Origin of the sequence: Peterkaempfera podocarpi, assembly GCF_042466665.1 — a bacterium.
Classification (GTDB): Bacteria; Actinomycetota; Actinomycetes; order Streptomycetales; family Streptomycetaceae; genus Peterkaempfera; species Peterkaempfera podocarpi.
Genome location: NZ_CP162102.1, coordinates 7438655 through 7454469, shown reverse-complemented (window position 1 = coordinate 7454469; position 15815 = coordinate 7438655). Strand labels below are relative to the sequence as shown.

The following is a 15815-nucleotide window of genomic DNA, read 5'->3' as shown; positions in this document are numbered from 1 at the left end:
CTGCTGCCACGGAGTCTCCATGGACTACGGAACCGCTCTGCGCCAAGAGATCGCGGCGCCCGGTACCACACCCCTCATCGGTATCTACGACATGTACTCGGCGTCCGTCGCAGCCGAGCACTTCGACGGGTTCTTCGTCTCCGGTTTCGGCTTCGCCGCGTCCCACTACGGCCTTCCCGACATCGGCTTCATCGCCTGGCCCGACATGGCCGCCTTCGTCGAGCGGCTGCGCCTCGCCTTCCCCGGCCGGCACCTGTTGGTGGACATCGACGACGGCTATGTCGACCCCGAGGTCGCCTGCCATGTCGTGCAGCGGCTCGACCGGGCCGGCGCCTCCGGGATCATCCTGGAGGACCAGAAGCGGCCGCGCCGTTGCGGGCACGCCGACGGCAAGCTGGTCCTCCCCTTCGAGGAGTACCTGGAGAAGCTGCACCTGGTACTGGAATGCCGGGGCAACATGGTGGTGGTGGCCCGTACCGACGCCGTGGAGGAGGACGACATCCTGCGCCGGGCGGCCGCGCTCGCCAAGACAGACGCCGATGTCGTCCTGGTCGACGGGGTCCGCAGCGTCGAGTGGATCCGCCGCATCCGCGACGTCCTCGGCGACAAGCCGCTGCTCTTCAACCAGATCGCGGGCGGCAAGTCACCGCGGCTGTCACTGCCCGAACTCACCGCGCTCGGCGTCGACATCGCCATCTACAGCACACCGTGCCTGTTCGCCGCGCACGCCGCGATCGATGCCACGCTGCGCGATCTCAAGGTCGCCGAGGGACGCCTCCCGGACCCTGGGAACGGTACGGCCGTCGGCGTCCGGGAGGCGACTCGGCTGCTGGAGCGGAACATCAGCCGCCACCACAAGCCGTTCCCGGCGGCGACACACTGACAGCGACGGTCCCGGGCGGGCACGGCCGATCGACCGGCCCGGGACCGGCCGCCGACTGCACCACCGACCGCGGCCACCGACCGCGGCGCCGGCCCCGGGCCACGGCTCCGGCCCGCCGCGCCGGCCGGACACCTCCCACGCGCCCGCCGGTGGTGTCGCGCAGGGCGGGACCTGCACTTCTGCCGCCCCATCACCATGGTCTGCGCCCGGTTACGGAGACGAGACTTTATTCAAGCCTTGACTCAACATGTGCAGACTGTTTTGATCTGCACGTCCCGATCAGACGGCAGGACGGCGAAGGCGGTCAGGCGCCTCATCGTCGTCCTGACTGCGCACCAGATCCGTTGCCGGGCACGCCCGTTGGCGCGCGCGGAAACCTCCACCCCCTGGAAGCAGTCCGCTGACGCCCGTCACCATCCCCCGCATCCGGGCGTCACGGCGCATCCCTGACTGCCGCACACCGGCCTGCTGTTCGCCGGAGCGCGGCAGTCCCTGGTCGTGACGCGCCCGGGTGGGCTGCTCCCGCGAACGGCCCACCTGTCCGATCAGGAGGAGAGGACATCGTGAGACGTTCCATCATCGGGACAGCCGCAGCCGCGCTCACCACACTGGCCCTGCTCGTCGGCACCGAGCCGGCCGCGCATGCCAGCAGAGCCGCGCACGGCGACGGGCCCGTGGTGACCGGCACCTACTCGACCGGCGCCGACCACGCCTGGCAGCCGCTGCCCAGTGTGCGGATGGGCGACGGCTCGAACGCCGCCACCGACGCAACGGTCGTCGCCGACCCCAGCGCCATACGCCAGAAGTACTCGGGAATCGGCTTCTCGCTGGACGAGACGAGCGTCTCCAATCTCTGGATGCTCACCCCGGCCGAACGTGACCGGGCCGTCCGGCTGCTGGTCGATCCCGCCACCGGGGCCGGCCTCGACCGGTTCCGGGTGACCATCGGCAGCCCCGATGTCATCGAGCACCTGCCGTTCTGGTCGGAGGACGACCTGCCCCCGGGCGTCACCGAGGACTTCGGACTGAAGTACTTCTCGATCCAGCGCGACATCGACCTCCACATCATCGACACCATCAAGCTCATCCAGCACTACAACCCCAAGGCCACCTTCTTCGCCTCCGCGTGGAGCGCCCCCGCCTGGATGAAGACCAACAACCGGTTCACCGGCGAGGTCGCGCTCAAGCCCGGCAGCACCACGGACTACTACCAGGTCGGCAAGTTGCGCGACGACTGCATCGACGTCTTCGCGCGCTACTACGCGAAGTTCGTGCAGGCCTACGCCCGCCACGGCATCCGCATCGACGCCCTGACGCTGCTGAACGAGCCCGGCATGGACGTGGTCTACCCGGCGATGGACATCAGCGTCGCCCAGCAGCAGAAGCTGGCCCTGGCAATGAAGAGCCGGTTCCATGCCGCCCGGCTGGACACCCAGCTCTATGTGCACGACTTCAACTTCTGGGACTGGCACAACCCAACAGCACCGCGACCAAGAACTACTACCGCATCTTCAACGACGCCCCCGACGGCTCGGTGAAGGGCAAGCAGGTCCTGGACGCGACCGACGCCGTGGCCTTCCACCCGTACTGGGGCGATCCGCAGGTGATGCGGGACACCTATGAGCAGACCGGCAAGCCGGTCCAGCTGACGGAGACCAGCGACCTCTCCCCGTCGACCGTCCTGAGCGACTTCCGACTGGACGCCTCCTCGTACATCCTGTGGGCGCAGACCACCGACCAGGACGGCGGGACGCTGCACTGGACGTCCGCCCGGGACAACAACATCGACTGGCAGCAGGTCGGCGAGACCACCAAGTGGCCCGACCGCCTGGTCAAGGTGGACACCACCACCAAGGACTTCACCGTGCGCAACGAGCTCTACCCGATGGGGCAGCTCGCCAGATACCTCTCCCCCGGAGACGTCCGGGTGGAGTCCAGTGCCGCGGACCGCGGTGTCAGCAATGTGGTCTACCGCAGCGGCGCGGACGGCTATGTCGCCGTCCTCGGCAACGCCAACAGCACCGACAGCACCGTCCGGGTCGTGGTCGCCGGCCGCTCGTTCGTCGCCACCGTGCCCGCGGGCTCCTTCGCCACCTACCGGTGGCGGCAGAGCATCCCTTCGGGGCACCACAACTCGGCGCCGGTGCTGAGCCGTCCGGCCGATGTGACCGCCGACCAGTACAGCACCGTCCAGGTGGCGCTGAAGGCGACCGACCGTGACGGCGACCCGCTGTCGTACTACGCGTCCGACCTCCCGGCGGGCGTCGCCGTCGACGCGACCACCGGAGTGGTGACGATCCATCCGACGGCGGCCGGCAAGCAGGACCTGAAGCTCGCCGTCACCGACGGCAGGGCCCACGCCGAGGTGACGCTGCATGTCACCGTGCGGCCGCACGACGCACCGGTCGGCGAGAAGGTCGAGGCCGAGTCGTACGCGGATCAGCACGGCTGGGCCGCGGACGGGACCAACTTCGTGGAGAGCAACGGCGCAGCCAGCGGCGGCAAGGACGTGGGCTGGACGGCTGCGGGCAACTGGCTCGACTACCGCGTCGACGTGGCGAGCAGCGGCAGCTACGACCTGGAGTTGCGGGTCGCCAACGGCACGGGGGCGGCCGCCCCGAACGCACTGACCTTCCGTGACGCCGCCGGGACCGTGCTGGCCACGGTGTCCGTGCCGGACACGGGTGGCTGGGGGTCGTACCAGTCGGTGCATGTGCCGGTCAGCCTGAGCGCGGGAGACCAACAGGTCACGCTCTACTGCGAGACGGGCGGCTTCAACCTGGACTACTTCCGGCTGTCCTAGTGCCGCCCCCGTCGGCCGATGGCACCCCAGGGGCCGGCGGTGTCCGCCGCGGCGGACACCGCCGGCCCCTCGCGCCGCACCCCGGACCCCGGGGTGCGGCGGACGCGGCTCAGTAGAGGCGGACGTCGGCGAGGCTCCACCAGTTGGGGGCGGCGGCGGTCGCGGTCACCCGCAGATAGCGGGCGCGGGTTCCGGGGGTGTCCACCGTGGTGAGCTGGCCGGTGCCGGTTCCGCTGCGCACCTCGCGCCAGGTGGTGCCGTCGTCGCTGACCGAGAGCGCCCAGCCGCGTGCATAGTCGCCGAGGTTGTCGCCGCTGTCGAGGGCGACGCGGTTGAAGCGGGTGCTGCGGCCGAGGTCGATCTGAAGGTACTGGCCGGGCGCCTGGGCCTGCCCGCTGGACCAGCGGGTGGCGGCGTCGTCGTCGATCGCCAGGGGTGCGTCGGAACCGCCCGCCGGACCCGCGGTGGCGGTGGCACCGTCGAGCGGGAGCGGCTGGGCGACATGCCCCGGCGCACCGGACTTCGGCCAGGTGAAGGTGGCCAGCGCCCCGCCGGGCAGGGTGTACTCGAAGGACTGGTCGCCGACGGCGACGGCGAAGGTGCGCGGGTTGTCGTTCTCGTTGTGGACGACGAGCGCGGTCGAGCCGTCGGGGTTGCGGAAGGCGACGTCGGTGATCTGCCCGTTCCAGCCGGTGGTACCGAAGTTGGTACTGGCGATGCGTACCGCACCGGGCTTCACGAACTTCGACAGATGGCCGATGGTGTAGTACTCGGCGTCGGTCGTATAGCTGCCGTCGGGCTGGGCGGTCAGCAGTCCGGTGCAGGTGGTGCAGCCGCCGTTGTGCGGACCGCCGGTGGAGTCCAGGGCGATGTTCCAGTTGACCACGGACTTGGCCCAGTTGCGGGTGGCACCCACCGTCAGGGTGCGGGCGTGCCAGGTGAGCGTGCCGCGGAAGATCTGCTCCGGGGTGTCGCCGGGCGCATGGGAGCCTGAGCACTCGGTGAACCAGATCCCCTTGTCGGGGTGGGCCTCGTGCAGGGCGCTCTGCGCGCTCGGGTCGCCCGCGTAGCAGTGGTAGGCGGTGCCGGCGACCCACGTGGCCGCGTCGCTGTCGAGGATCTCGTACGGGTAGTCGGTCTGCGGGTCCTCACCCGGCGGGGTGGTGCCCACGTCGCCGGGGTGGGTGATCCAGTTGTGGTCGTAGCCGAGGATCCTGGTGTGCAGACCCGCCTTCTTCAGCAGCGGCCCGAGGATTTTGATCACGGCCACCTCCTGCTCGACGGGCATGTCGGCGCTGGGGTAGCCGTTGACGTTGCGGTTCTGCGGCTCGTTCTGCAGTGACAGGTAGTCGATCGGCACCCCGGCGGCGGTGTACGCCTGGACGAACTTCACCAGGTAACGGGCGTAGGCGTCGTAGACCGCGGGATCGCTCTTGAGGCGGCCGCTGAACAGCGAGTCGGTGGTCTTCATCCAGGCAGGCGGGCTCCAGGGCGTCGCCATGACCGTGAGCTGCGGGTTGAGCCGCTTGGCCTGGCGCAGCAGCGGCAGGATCCGCTGCCGGTCGTGGGCGATGGAGAAGTGCGCCAGCGGGAAGTCGGTCTGCCCGGCGGGGACATCGTCCAGGCTGTAGTGCTGCTGCTCCGCGGTGAAGTCGGAGGAGCCTATGGGCTGGCGCAGAAAGCTGACGCCGATGCCCTGCACGGGGTCGAACAGCTTGCGCATGGCGTCGTCGCGCACCCCGGGCGCGAGGCCGGAGAGGACGGCGGCCGAGGAGTCGGTGAGTGCGGCGCCGAAGCCGTCCATGCTCTGGAAGGTGCGGTCCGGATCGACGGTGATGGTGGTCTGCGTGGAGGCGCCCTGGTGGAAGGCCACGGGGGCGCGGGGGTGGAGGAGTTCGGAGCGGTCGGGGGTGGTGACCCAGACGTCCGCCGTGGCGGCTGGGTGTCGGCCGGCATGACGGGACGCTGCTGCGGTGGCCTGGACGGGGGCGGCGCAGGCCAGGCTCAGGGCGACGGCGGTGGCCGTCACCGTGCCGAGGGCACGTCGGTTCATCGCTCTCCTCAGTGAAGGGCGTTCGGGGGCCGGGTGGGGCGGCGGGGAGCGGTGCGCCGGCAGGCGGCTCCGCAGGGGACGGGGCTGATGCGGAAGCTCCCGTGAAACAGAATGAAACATATTTCCGTGATCTGTTTTCCGGACCCAGGAAAACGGGCCCGCTCATCGGTGTCAAGGCGTTGTACAGCACCGCTTCACTCCGCCACGCAAGCACACTAGGCTGCCATTCATGAAACGAAATCCTGAAACAAATGAGTAGACCGAAGTCAGCGCGGGTCACCGTCCGGGACATCGCCGCCGAAGCCGGGGTCTCGATCGCCACCGTCTCCCGGGTCATGAACGGACAGGCCGCAGTCACCGCCCGGACCCGCGAGACGGTCCGGCAGGCGATCGAGCGGCTCCGCCCGCCGGGCACCCGCGACCGGCCTTCGGCACGGCCGGGCGCGGTGTTCGTACGGTGCCCGTATCCGCTCACGGACTACTTCGGCAGCATCGTGACCTCGATCGCCGAGACCCTCGATCTGCATGGACGTCAGCTGGTGCTCAACGCCGGCGACGCGGCCAGGGACAGCCGGGTGCTGGCGGACCTGCCCACCCGGCCCGGGATCGCGGGCGCCCTGCTGATCCTGCCGACCGAGGAGGGCGAGGAACTGGCGGAGCTGCGCCGGCGCGACTTCCCGTTCGTGGTGGTCGACCCCCGGACCCCGCTGCCCCGGGACATCGCCGCCGTCTCCGCCTCCCACTTCGCCGGCGCCAGAAGCGCCGCCGCCCATCTGGCCGCTTTCGGCCACCGGCGCATCGGCTGGATCGGCGGGCCCAGCGAATGGCTCGCCAGCCGCTCCCGGTTCGCCGGACACGCCTCGGCCCTGGCCGAGGTCGGTGTGCTGGTCGCGCCCGAACTGGTCACCAGCATCGAGCCGACCAGCGACTGGGGCTTCAGCGCCGCCAGCCGCCTCCTCGATCTGCCGGAGCGGCCCACCGCCCTGGCGACCTTCAACGACAAGGCCGCCGTCGGAGCGCTGCGCGCCGCACATGAGCGGGGGCTGCGCGTTCCCGAGGACCTCTCGGTCACCGGATTCGACGACGCCGATCTGAGCCGCAGTACCGTGCCCATGCTCACCACGGTCCGTCAGCCGGTGCAGGAGCAGGGCAGCATGGCCGTCAGCCTGCTGATGCGCCTCATGGAGGGGCACACTGTGGAGGCACTGCATGTGGAGCTGGCCACCGAGCTCGTCGTCCGGGGGTCCACCGGCCCCGTTCCGGTCCGATGACCCCGCGCGGCACCGCAGTTGCCGGGTGCCTGCGGACCGGTTCGAGGCCTGGCCCGGGACCTGGCCCGGGACCTGGTTCGGGGGCCGGTCCGCCGGGGTCGCGGCTTCCCGTATCCTGACCGGCGCGGATGCCGTACCCGACGCCCCCAACGGGGGGTCGCGGCCGGCGGGCCGGACCGCGGGCCACTGGCGACCCGACCGGCCCCACAAGGGCCGTGGCGGCGCGGCCGCGTGAAAAGCGATGGTTGACAGCCATGGGCGACAGCCCATAAATTCACGATCTAGAAAAAGTCTTCCCGCTGCTCATTGCGTTCCTCGGCGGTGCACAGCACCCCCCGCTCCTTCGGCACGCCCCGTCCGGTCCCGTCTCACGAAAGTACCCGCTCTGGCATGGTTACCGCCCACAACCCGAGCCACCGCCTGGGCGGGCCGCCGACCGGCGCTGCCGAGGTCCTTCCCTACCGCGACCCCGCCCTGCCGGTCGAGCAGCGCGTCGAGGACCTGCTGTCCCGGATGACCCGGGCCGAGAAGGTCGGCCAGATGCTGCAACTCGACGCCCGGGCCGACCTCGAGGACGTCGTCCTCACCCGGCTCGCCGGCTCCGTGCTGCACACATCGCCCGAGCGGCTGCCGCGCGCGATGGACATGGCGGCCGGCACCCGGCTGGGAATCCCGCTCATCGTCGCCGAGGACTGCATCCACGGCCACGCCTTCTGGCCCGGCGCCACCGTCTTCCCCACCCAGCTGGCCCTGGCCTGCTCCTGGGACCCCGAACTCGCCGAGCAGTGCGCCCGGGTCACCGCGGTCGAGGCCGCGGCGACCGGTATCCACTGGGTCTTCTCCCCCGTCCTGTGCATCACCCGGGACCTGCGGTGGGGACGGGTGGGCGAGACCTTCGGCGAGGACCCCTTCCTGATCTCGGAGCTCGGCGCGGCCATGATCCGTGGCTACCAGGGCTCCGGACTGCGGGACAGCACCGCGGTACTGGCCTGCGCCAAGCACTTCGCCGGCTACTCCGAGACCCAGGGCGGCCGGGACGCCAGCGAGGCCGACATCAGCCCGCGCAAGCTGCGCTCCTGGTTCCTGCCGCCGTTCGAGCGCGCCGTCCAGGAGGGCTGCCGCACCTTCATGCTCGGCTACCAGGCGATCGACGGTGTGCCCGTCACCGCCAACACCTGGCTGCTCCACGACGTCCTCAAGGAGGAGTGGGGGTTCACCGGGACCCTCGTCACCGACTGGGACAACGTCGGCCGGATGGTGTGGGAGCAGAAGGTCTGCGCCGACCGCACCGAGGCCGCCACCGTGGCGGTCACCTCGGGCAACGACATGGTGATGGCGACGCCCTCCTTCTTCGAGGGTGCGCTGGATGCCCTGGAGCGGGGGCTGCTCGCCGAGGCCGACATCGACGCCGCCGTCCGGCGGATCCTGCGCCTGAAGTTCGAACTCGGGCTCTTCGAGAACCCCCGCCGCCCCGACGTGGAGCGGCAGGCCCAGGTCATCGGCGCCGCCCCGCACTCCGCACTGAACCTGCGGGTCGCCCGCCGCTCGCTCGTCCTGCTGCGCAACGACGGCACCCTCCCCCTGGACGGCGGCCTCACCCCCGGCGCCGACGGCCGGGCCGAGGCGACGGACACCGTCGGCCGCACCATCGCGGTGATCGGCCCCAACGCGGACGACTGCCAGGCGATGCTCGGCGACTGGGCCGGTGACTCGGGCCAGGTCGACTGGATGCCCGACGGGCATCCGCGGGAGAGCGTGGAGACCGTCCTCGACGGCTTCCGGGCGGTCGTCCCGCAGGGATGGACCGTCAACCATGCGCGGGGCGCGGACATCGCCTCGCTGCAGCCCGACCCCGAGGGGCCGCTGTTCCCCGACGGCCAGCCCCGCCCCCCTGTCCTCACCCCGGCGGCTCCCGATCCGGAGCTGATCGCCGAGGCGGTGGCAGCGGCACAGGCCGCCGACCATGTGGTGGCCGTCGTCGGCGATGAGATGTCCCTGGTGGGCGAGGGCTGCTCCACCGCCACCCTGGAGCTGGTCGGCGGCCAGATCGCACTGCTGGAGGCCCTGGTGGCGACCGGCACGCCGGTGACCGTCGTACTGGCCAACTCCAAGCCCGCCGTGCTGCCCCGGGCAGCTCTGGACGCCGCCGCCGTCATCCAGGCGTTCAACCCCGGTATGCGCGGTGGCCGGGCCATCGCCGAACTCGTCCTCGGGCTGATCGAACCCACCGGCCGGCTGCCGCTGTCCGTCCCCCGCCATGTCGGCCAGCAGCCGGTGTACTACAACGGTCTGCGCGGCCAGCACGGCACCCGCTACGCGGACCTCACCCAGGACCCGCAGTTCGCCTTCGGGGAGGGGCTGAGCTACACCACCGTGGACTACAGCGGCCTCGTCCTGCACACCCCCACCGTGGACCAGGACGGTGTGGTCCGCGCCGAGGTGACCGTCACCAACACCGGTAACCGGCCCGCGCTGGAGACCGTCCAGGCCTACGTCAGCGACCAGGTCACCTCCGTCACCTGGGCCGACCGCGAGCTCAAGGCCTTCCGGCAGGTGCCCCTCGCGCCGGGTGAGAGCACCACCGTGGAGATCGAGGTGCCCGCCGCCTCGTGCACCCTGGTCACCGCCGCCGGCCACCGCACCGTCGAGCCGGGTGTCTTCTCCCTGCTCGTGGGATCCAGCTCGCGTACCCGCGACCTGCTGGGCGCCGAGTTCCGCATCACTCCCGGCGCCTGACCGTCGCACTCGGCGGGGGTCGGCAGTCCGGCCCCCGCCGAGTGGTACAGCGATGCAGTGAAAGCAGTTGACGAAGGGTCAGTTCCAGCGCTCGCCCTCCAGGCCGGCCTCGGCGCGGTCGACGGCGGCGGGATGACCGAAGAATCCCGGCAGGCCGCCGCTGTGCAGCAGGACGATCCTGCGGCCGGGGAGAATCCCACCCTCCGCGACCGCGGCCGCCAGACCGGCCAGCGCCCGACCGGTGTAGACCGGGTCGAGCGCGATGCCCTCCGTGCGGCCGGCCAGCGCAAGGGCCTGCGCCACCGATTCGGTGAGCGCTCCGTAGCCCTCGCCGATCTGGTCCCGGCGGATCCTCAGATCCGCGGCCGCCACCGGGGCGTCGGCGAGCGGCCGGGCCATCTCGGCGATCACCGGTACCGGATCCGGCAGGGCTCCGCAGTCCACCCCCAGCACCCGGTCGCTGCCCAGGGCGGCCACCAGCCCCGCCATGGTGCCGCCCGAGCCGACCGCCAGCACGACCGTGTGCAGCCCGGGTGCCTGGGCCAGCAGTTCGCGCCCACCCGTCAGATATCCCAGTGCCCCGGTGCTGCTGGAGCCGCCGAAGGGGATCAGCGCGGGCCGGGCTCCCCGGCTGCGCAGCCGGTCGGCGACCTGCTCGGCCGTACGGACGAGGCCGGGGAGGCCGACGTCCCCGGCCCAGACGACGCGGGCGCCGAACAGGCCGTCCAGGGCGAGGTTGCCCGACCGTGACCGGCCCGGCTCCCCCGGGAAGACCAGCACCGCGGAGAGCCCGGCCCGGGCGGCGGCAGCGGCGGTGAGCCGGGCGTGGTTGCTCTGCGAGGCGCCGGTGGTCACCAGGGTGTCCGCGCCGTCGGCCAGGGCCCGGCCGAGCGTCCACTCCAGCTTGCGGACCTTGTTGCCGCCGCCTCCGAGCCCGCCGAGGTCATCGCGTTTGATCCACAGGTCTTCGGGCGCCAGGCCGACGGCGGCGGACAGCCGGGGCGCCGCCTCCAGCGGGGTGGGCCAGCTGCCCAGCAGGAAGCGCGGCTGCGCGTGGACGGGATCGCCGACGGTGGTCATGGTCCTCCTGGCAGGGGGGCGGCCCGCCCGGGCCGCCCACGGGTTCCGGCGCGCCGTCGGCCGGCGGTCGCGCTCCCGGACGGCCGCCGTGCAGCTCACTCTGCCCACGGGGAGTCCAGGATGGTGCGGACGAAGTCGCCCCGCTCGAAGCCGGGCACAAAGTGTTCCAGGACGTCCGCCTTGACATTGCCGAAGGACGTCTCCGGCTTCGACCTGATGCCGTCGGTGAAGGCCTCCAGGATCCGCCGCTTGAAGTCGGGCCTCGGGTGCAGCGCGACGACCGCTGCCCGGTCGGCCTCGGAGACGTCCTGGTAGCCGATGCCGAGCACGTCGTACTCCACACCCGCGGTCACCAGCGCCACCTCGGGTTCCATGAACGCGGGGATGCCCGGTGTGGTGTGCAGGGCGATCGCCGTCCAGACCCGTCGGACGCTGTCCTCGGGCACCCCGTGGCCCTGGAGGAACCGCCGGGCCTCGTCGGCGCTGTCCACCTCGAAGCGCCGGCCACTGGAGTGGAAACGCTCGTTCAGCCCCAGATCGTGGAAGATCGCCCCGATGTAGAGCAGCTCCGGGTCGTAGCTGAGGTCGCGGTTGCGTGCCTGGAGGCCGGCGAAGAAGTACACCCGCCGCGAGTGGTGGTAGACCAGTTCGCTGACACTCTCCCTGATCAGCTCGGTCGCCTCCCGGGTCAGCCTGGTGTCGGGGACCCGGATCCCGGCAGGGGCGGGCGGGTCGGTGGTACTCATCGCGGTCACCTCGGTCTGCTGCACGGACACCGGCCGTGGTCCCGGCCGCCCCTCCACTGTCTGCCGACCGCCCCGCGTCCGCCACGGCGGTGGCGCCGTCTGCCGCAAGGGTGCGGAGCCCGGCCCTGCGTCCCGGGCGGCGCAGTGCGCCCCCGCGCACCGCAGGGTGTTCAGCGATGGCCGCGGACGACCCCCGCCGCCCGGACGGGCGACGGCGGGGCGGCGGCGGCCACCGCGGTGTTCACGGCGGGGCGGTCGCGCACTCGGGGAGGGGCGCCACGGTGGCCGCCGACCCGTTCCGCAGCGGGAGCGCCGGCTGCGGCGCCGCGACGGCGAGGTTGCGCCTGGTGGACAGCCAGGACCCCAGCAGCACCAGCGCGAAACCGCCCGGCGCGGCCGTCCGCAGGGGCTCGTGCAGCAGGACGACACCGAGCAGCACCGCGATCACCGGGTCGGCGTCGCGGGAGACCTCGGCCGAGTGCGACCCCGGCAAGGGCCGCCAGGGGCCGTGACGTCCGACGGGGACGAGCCGGGCCGCACCGGTCGCGCCGCCCTGCGGCTCCCGCCCCCTGCCGGGATCCGGTCCGGGATTCGGCAGGCCGGCGCCCCTGGGCCTCCTTGGGCATATCCCGGCGGAGGTACCCGCTGCGCCCCTAGCATCATGACGGCACGTCAGCACATCACAAGGGGGAGACATGATCGAACTGGCCAGTGTGATCATGGATCTGCGCGCCGAGCTCGATGCCGCCATCTCGGCCGCGGAGGGTGAGGCTCTGCAGTTCGAGCTGGGGACGATCGAGCTGGAGGCGACCCTGGGAGTGCAGCGCACCGGCGGGACCGGCGGCAAGGTCAGGTTCTGGGTGGTGGAGCTCGGTGCGGACGGCTCGCTGGGCCAGACGTCGACGCATCGGATCAAACTCAGTCTGAGCCCCACGCTGAGGACTCCGGCCGGACCCGCCAAGGCCTTTGTCTCCGGACAGGCCGGCAGCTCCGAGGAGTAGACGGCCGTGAGCACACCGGCCGGCCCGGGCGGGTTCGACCCCACTCGGGCGGTCCAGATCGTCGCCGCCTCCGCGACCGGCGCAGGGCTGCGCGGGTCCGGCTATCTCGTCAACGGCCGCGCGGTACTCACCGCCGCCCATGTGGTCAGTGCCGCCGCGTCGGTCCGGGTGCGCTTCCTGGACGAACGCGGCCATGCGCGCGATCTCGACGGCGAGGTCGTCTTCAGCCATCCGCGGCTGGACATCTCCGTCGTCAGGCTTGTCGAGGAGCCGGTCACCGACGGCGCGGACTCCCCCGGGGCCCCGGACGGCGCGTCCGGCACCCGTCCCGTCCGGTACGGCCGGCTCGGGCCGCCGACCCAGTGCGAGGCGCTCGGCTTCCCCCGGTTCAAGCTGCGGTCCGCCTCCCGGCCGGACGGGGGTGCGCTGGAGTATCGGGACACCCGGCATGCCCGGGGCACCGCCGCGCCGCTGTCCGCGCTCCGCGAGGGCGTACTGGAGCTGCTGGTCGACCCTCCGGAGTACGACCGCGACCCCGGGCACTCCCCGTGGGAGGGCATGTCCGGGGCCGCGGTGTGGAGCCATGGCCGCCTGGTCGGGGTGGTGAGCGAGCACCGGCGCGAGGACGGGCTCGGCACCCTCACCGCGACCCGGGTGGACCGCTGGCACGAACATCTGACGCCGCATCAGGCCGAGACGCTGCAGCAGCTGATCGGACTGCCGGAACGCTCGCAGCAGCTCGACGCCGTGACCGGGTTCTCCAGCCGGTTCGACGGCTATGTGGAGGCGGTCGGCAGGGCTGTCCGCACCCACCCCTACCCCGGTGTCCTGCCGGACACGGCACCGCCGCCGCTGACCGGGATCCATGCCCGCCACCGGCCCCGGCCGCTGAGTGCCGACGCCACCGCGGTGCCGTCCGCGACCAGCGTGCTCTCCTGGGAGGAACTGCTGGCCGGCGAACGGCAGTGCGTTCTGCTCGGCGGGCCGGGCGCCGGCAAGACCAGCCTGCTCCGCAGCGCCGCCGCGGCCTCGATCTCCCGCTGGCAGCTCCTGCGGGAGGGCGGGTCGGTACCGGTCCTGGTCGACGCCGCCGACCTCACCGGCGAACTCCCGTTCCCCGAGGCCGTCGCCCGGTCGGTGACCGCGGACCTGCGGCGGTTCGGCCTGCTGGAGCGGCTGCCACCGGACTTCTTCCGCGAACCTCCCCAACCCCGGGTGCCCTGGCTGGTCCTGGTGGACGGCCTGGACGAGATCGCCAGCTCCGAGGCGCGGCGGTCGGTCCTGGACCTGGTCGCCCACCTCGCCAAGCGCCATCCCGGCACCTACCGGTTCGTCGTGGCGACCCGCCCGCTGCCCGAGCGGGAGCTGGAAGCACTGGGTCCGAACATGCCGCGGTACGAGCTGCAGCCGTTCGCTCCGGACCGGCTACGGCAGTTCGCCGAGCGCTGGTTCGGCCTCCTCGGCGTGCCTTCGCCCGAGGCGGCGGCCAAGTCGTTCATCAGCGCGCTGGAACGCGCCCGGATGGCCGAGCCTGCCCGGACACCGCTGATGGCGACGATGCTGGCGCAGCTCTACGCGGCGGCGCCGGACCGGCCGCTTCCGGACGGGCGCAGCGGGATCTACGCCCGCTTCGTGGAGCAGTTGCAGCAGCGGCAGCGCACGGCCGGGCCCTCCGGCATCCAGGCCCAGACGCGGGCAACCATGGAGCGGTACGGCCCCGCGGCGCTCGCCCGGGCACAGAGCACCCTCGACGCACTTCCGGCGCTGATCGCCGACCTGGCCGCGGAGCGGTGGGCCGGACGATCCGTCCCGGCACCGGATCTGCTGGCCGGCCGGCCCGCCGGGCAGCGGCCCGAGCCGGTGCCCGGCGCGGTCTGGGACGAGTTCCTCCGCGACGCACTGCGACGCAGCGGGCTTCTGGTGGAGAAGGCCGGTGAGTTCTCCTTCCTCCACCGGACGCTCCTTGAATACCTCGCCGCAGGCCACCTGGCGGCCGGGGGCAGCAGCGTCCGCGGCCGGGAGCTGCGCGGGCAGTTCGCCGAATGGCAGAGGCGCGCACGCATGGCCCCGTTCATGGCCTCCGTCCACGAGCAGGACTCCTTCTGCGGCTTTCTGCTGGACACCGGTGCCGGTACCCGGGAGAGCCTGAGGTTCCTGCGCCGTCTGGTCCGCAGCGGCGGGATCGAGGGCTGTGAGATCATCGCCCGGCTGGTGCAGCTGGGTACCGCCGTACCGGAGAGCATCGTCACCCGGGCCGCCGACCGCCTCGTCAGCCGCACGGGGCGCGACGACTTCTACTACCGCAACGAGCGCATCCGGGCTGCCGTGGCCCTCTCCGACCTCCGCGACCCACGGGCCCCCGATCTCCTCGCCGAGATCGCACAGGACAGCACCGCCGTCGACATGATGGTGCGGGTCACGGCCGCGCAGCGCGCCCTCTCCCATCTCAACGTCCTGCACACCGTGCGGGTCATCAACGGCCTCGGGCGCGTCCAGGCCGCCGACCGGCTGGCCGGGCTCGGGGACGAGCGCGGGGTGGAGCTTCTCCTTGCACTGATGCGCAACCGCCTGATGCACGACCGGGCCCGCACCTACGCGGCCGCCGCCCTGGTCGACCACGGGCATCCGCACGCCGCGGAGATCCTCTTTCTGATCTCCTCCGACCCACGCATCGATCCGGTCGACCGGGTACTGGCAGCCGGGATGCTCACGCTGAAGACCGCCGACAGACGCGGCGCCCATACCCTGCTGGCGATGGCCCGCGACACCGGCCAGGACACATTGACCCGGGTGTACGCCGCATACGGCCTGGGGCGCATCGGGGAGGCCCGGGGCCGCTCCCTGCTCGTCTCCCTCGCCCGGCGCGCCGATCCGCCCGGGAACCCGAGGACGGATGCCTTCGCCCGGGTGCGAGCGGGCCGGGCCCTGGCCGAGCTCGGCGACCGCCGAGCCGACCGGGTGCTCCGCACCCTGGCGTGCGACTCGACGCTCCCGCGTCGCCTGCGACGGCGCGCGGCGGCAGCCCTGGCGGCGTTCGAGCGTGACCCCGGCGGTGTGACGGGCGACAGGCGCGTCCTCTCCGAGGTGGACCAGATCAACCGGGCCTATCCCTATCTGCGCCGTCTCAGCGCCTGGTTCCGGCTGCAGAACCGGATCCTCAGCCCCGCCGTCCTGGGCCGCCGGCCCTCCTTCGGCCGTTCCCACCGGTAGGGCGTGCGGCGCTGGGTGCGGTGCGCCGGCTG

11 protein-coding genes are annotated in these 15815 nt (G+C 72.2%); 7 read left to right on the top strand and 4 right to left on the bottom strand.

What is annotated here, in order from left to right; all coding sequences use genetic code 11:
* Positions 1-19: 19 nt before the first annotated feature.
* The 3 genes from AB0761_RS32745 to AB0761_RS32735 all read left to right on the top strand — a co-directional run bounded on the left by AB0761_RS32745 (position 20) and on the right by AB0761_RS32735 (position 3686).
* On the top strand, positions 20-883 hold the full coding sequence (locus AB0761_RS32745; protein ID WP_377272857.1) for an oxaloacetate decarboxylase: 864 nt from the start codon (positions 20-22) through the stop codon (positions 881-883).
* A 563-nt stretch (positions 884-1446) separates the two neighbouring features.
* Positions 1447-2421 (top strand): hypothetical protein, encoded by a 975-nt coding sequence (locus tag AB0761_RS32740; RefSeq protein ID WP_377272856.1) that lies wholly within the window; start codon positions 1447-1449, stop codon positions 2419-2421.
* Positions 2418-3686, top strand: coding sequence for a carbohydrate-binding protein (locus AB0761_RS32735; RefSeq protein ID WP_377272855.1), 1269 nt, complete (start codon positions 2418-2420; stop codon positions 3684-3686). Before AB0761_RS32740 ends, AB0761_RS32735 begins: the two co-directional genes overlap by 4 nt.
* Before the next feature lie 109 nt (positions 3687-3795).
* Here AB0761_RS32735 and AB0761_RS32730 read toward each other — a convergent pair whose 3' ends face one another.
* A complete protein-coding gene (locus AB0761_RS32730; protein WP_377272854.1) occupies positions 3796-5739 on the bottom strand; it encodes a discoidin domain-containing protein in 1944 nt (647 codons plus the stop codon).
* Positions 5740-5990: 251 nt separating this feature from the next.
* Between AB0761_RS32730 and AB0761_RS32725 the strand changes: the two genes are divergently transcribed.
* Positions 5991-7010, top strand: coding sequence for a LacI family DNA-binding transcriptional regulator (locus tag AB0761_RS32725; RefSeq protein ID WP_377272853.1), 1020 nt, complete (start codon positions 5991-5993; stop codon positions 7008-7010).
* Positions 7011-7400: 390 nt separating this feature from the next.
* On the top strand, positions 7401-9746 hold the full coding sequence (locus AB0761_RS32720; protein WP_377272852.1) for a glycoside hydrolase family 3 N-terminal domain-containing protein: 2346 nt from the start codon (positions 7401-7403) through the stop codon (positions 9744-9746).
* A 78-nt stretch (positions 9747-9824) separates the two neighbouring features.
* Here AB0761_RS32720 and AB0761_RS32715 read toward each other — a convergent pair whose 3' ends face one another.
* The 3 genes from AB0761_RS32715 to AB0761_RS32705 form a co-directional block, all read right to left on the bottom strand.
* Positions 9825-10826 carry a pyridoxal-phosphate dependent enzyme gene (locus tag AB0761_RS32715; RefSeq protein WP_377272851.1) on the bottom strand — a complete coding sequence of 334 codons (1002 nt, stop codon included), beginning with the start codon at positions 10824-10826 and terminating at the stop codon, positions 9825-9827.
* Positions 10827-10921: 95 nt separating this feature from the next.
* On the bottom strand, positions 10922-11572 hold the full coding sequence (locus AB0761_RS32710) for an HD domain-containing protein (RefSeq protein WP_377272850.1): 651 nt from the start codon (positions 11570-11572) through the stop codon (positions 10922-10924).
* A 241-nt stretch (positions 11573-11813) separates the two neighbouring features.
* Positions 11814-12065, bottom strand: a complete 252-nt coding sequence (locus tag AB0761_RS32705) for a hypothetical protein (protein WP_377272849.1) — start codon at positions 12063-12065, stop codon at positions 11814-11816.
* A 202-nt stretch (positions 12066-12267) separates the two neighbouring features.
* Here AB0761_RS32705 and AB0761_RS32700 point away from each other — a divergent pair, with 202 nt between their 5' ends.
* Positions 12268-12573 (top strand): trypco2 family protein, encoded by a 306-nt coding sequence (locus tag AB0761_RS32700; protein ID WP_377272848.1) that lies wholly within the window; start codon positions 12268-12270, stop codon positions 12571-12573.
* Between the two features lie 6 nt (positions 12574-12579).
* The gene (locus AB0761_RS32695) at positions 12580-15783 is read left to right on the top strand and encodes a trypsin-like peptidase domain-containing protein (protein ID WP_377272847.1); all 3204 of its coding nucleotides are present in this window, start codon (positions 12580-12582) and stop codon (positions 15781-15783) included.
* The last annotated feature ends 32 nt before the right edge of the window (positions 15784-15815 follow it).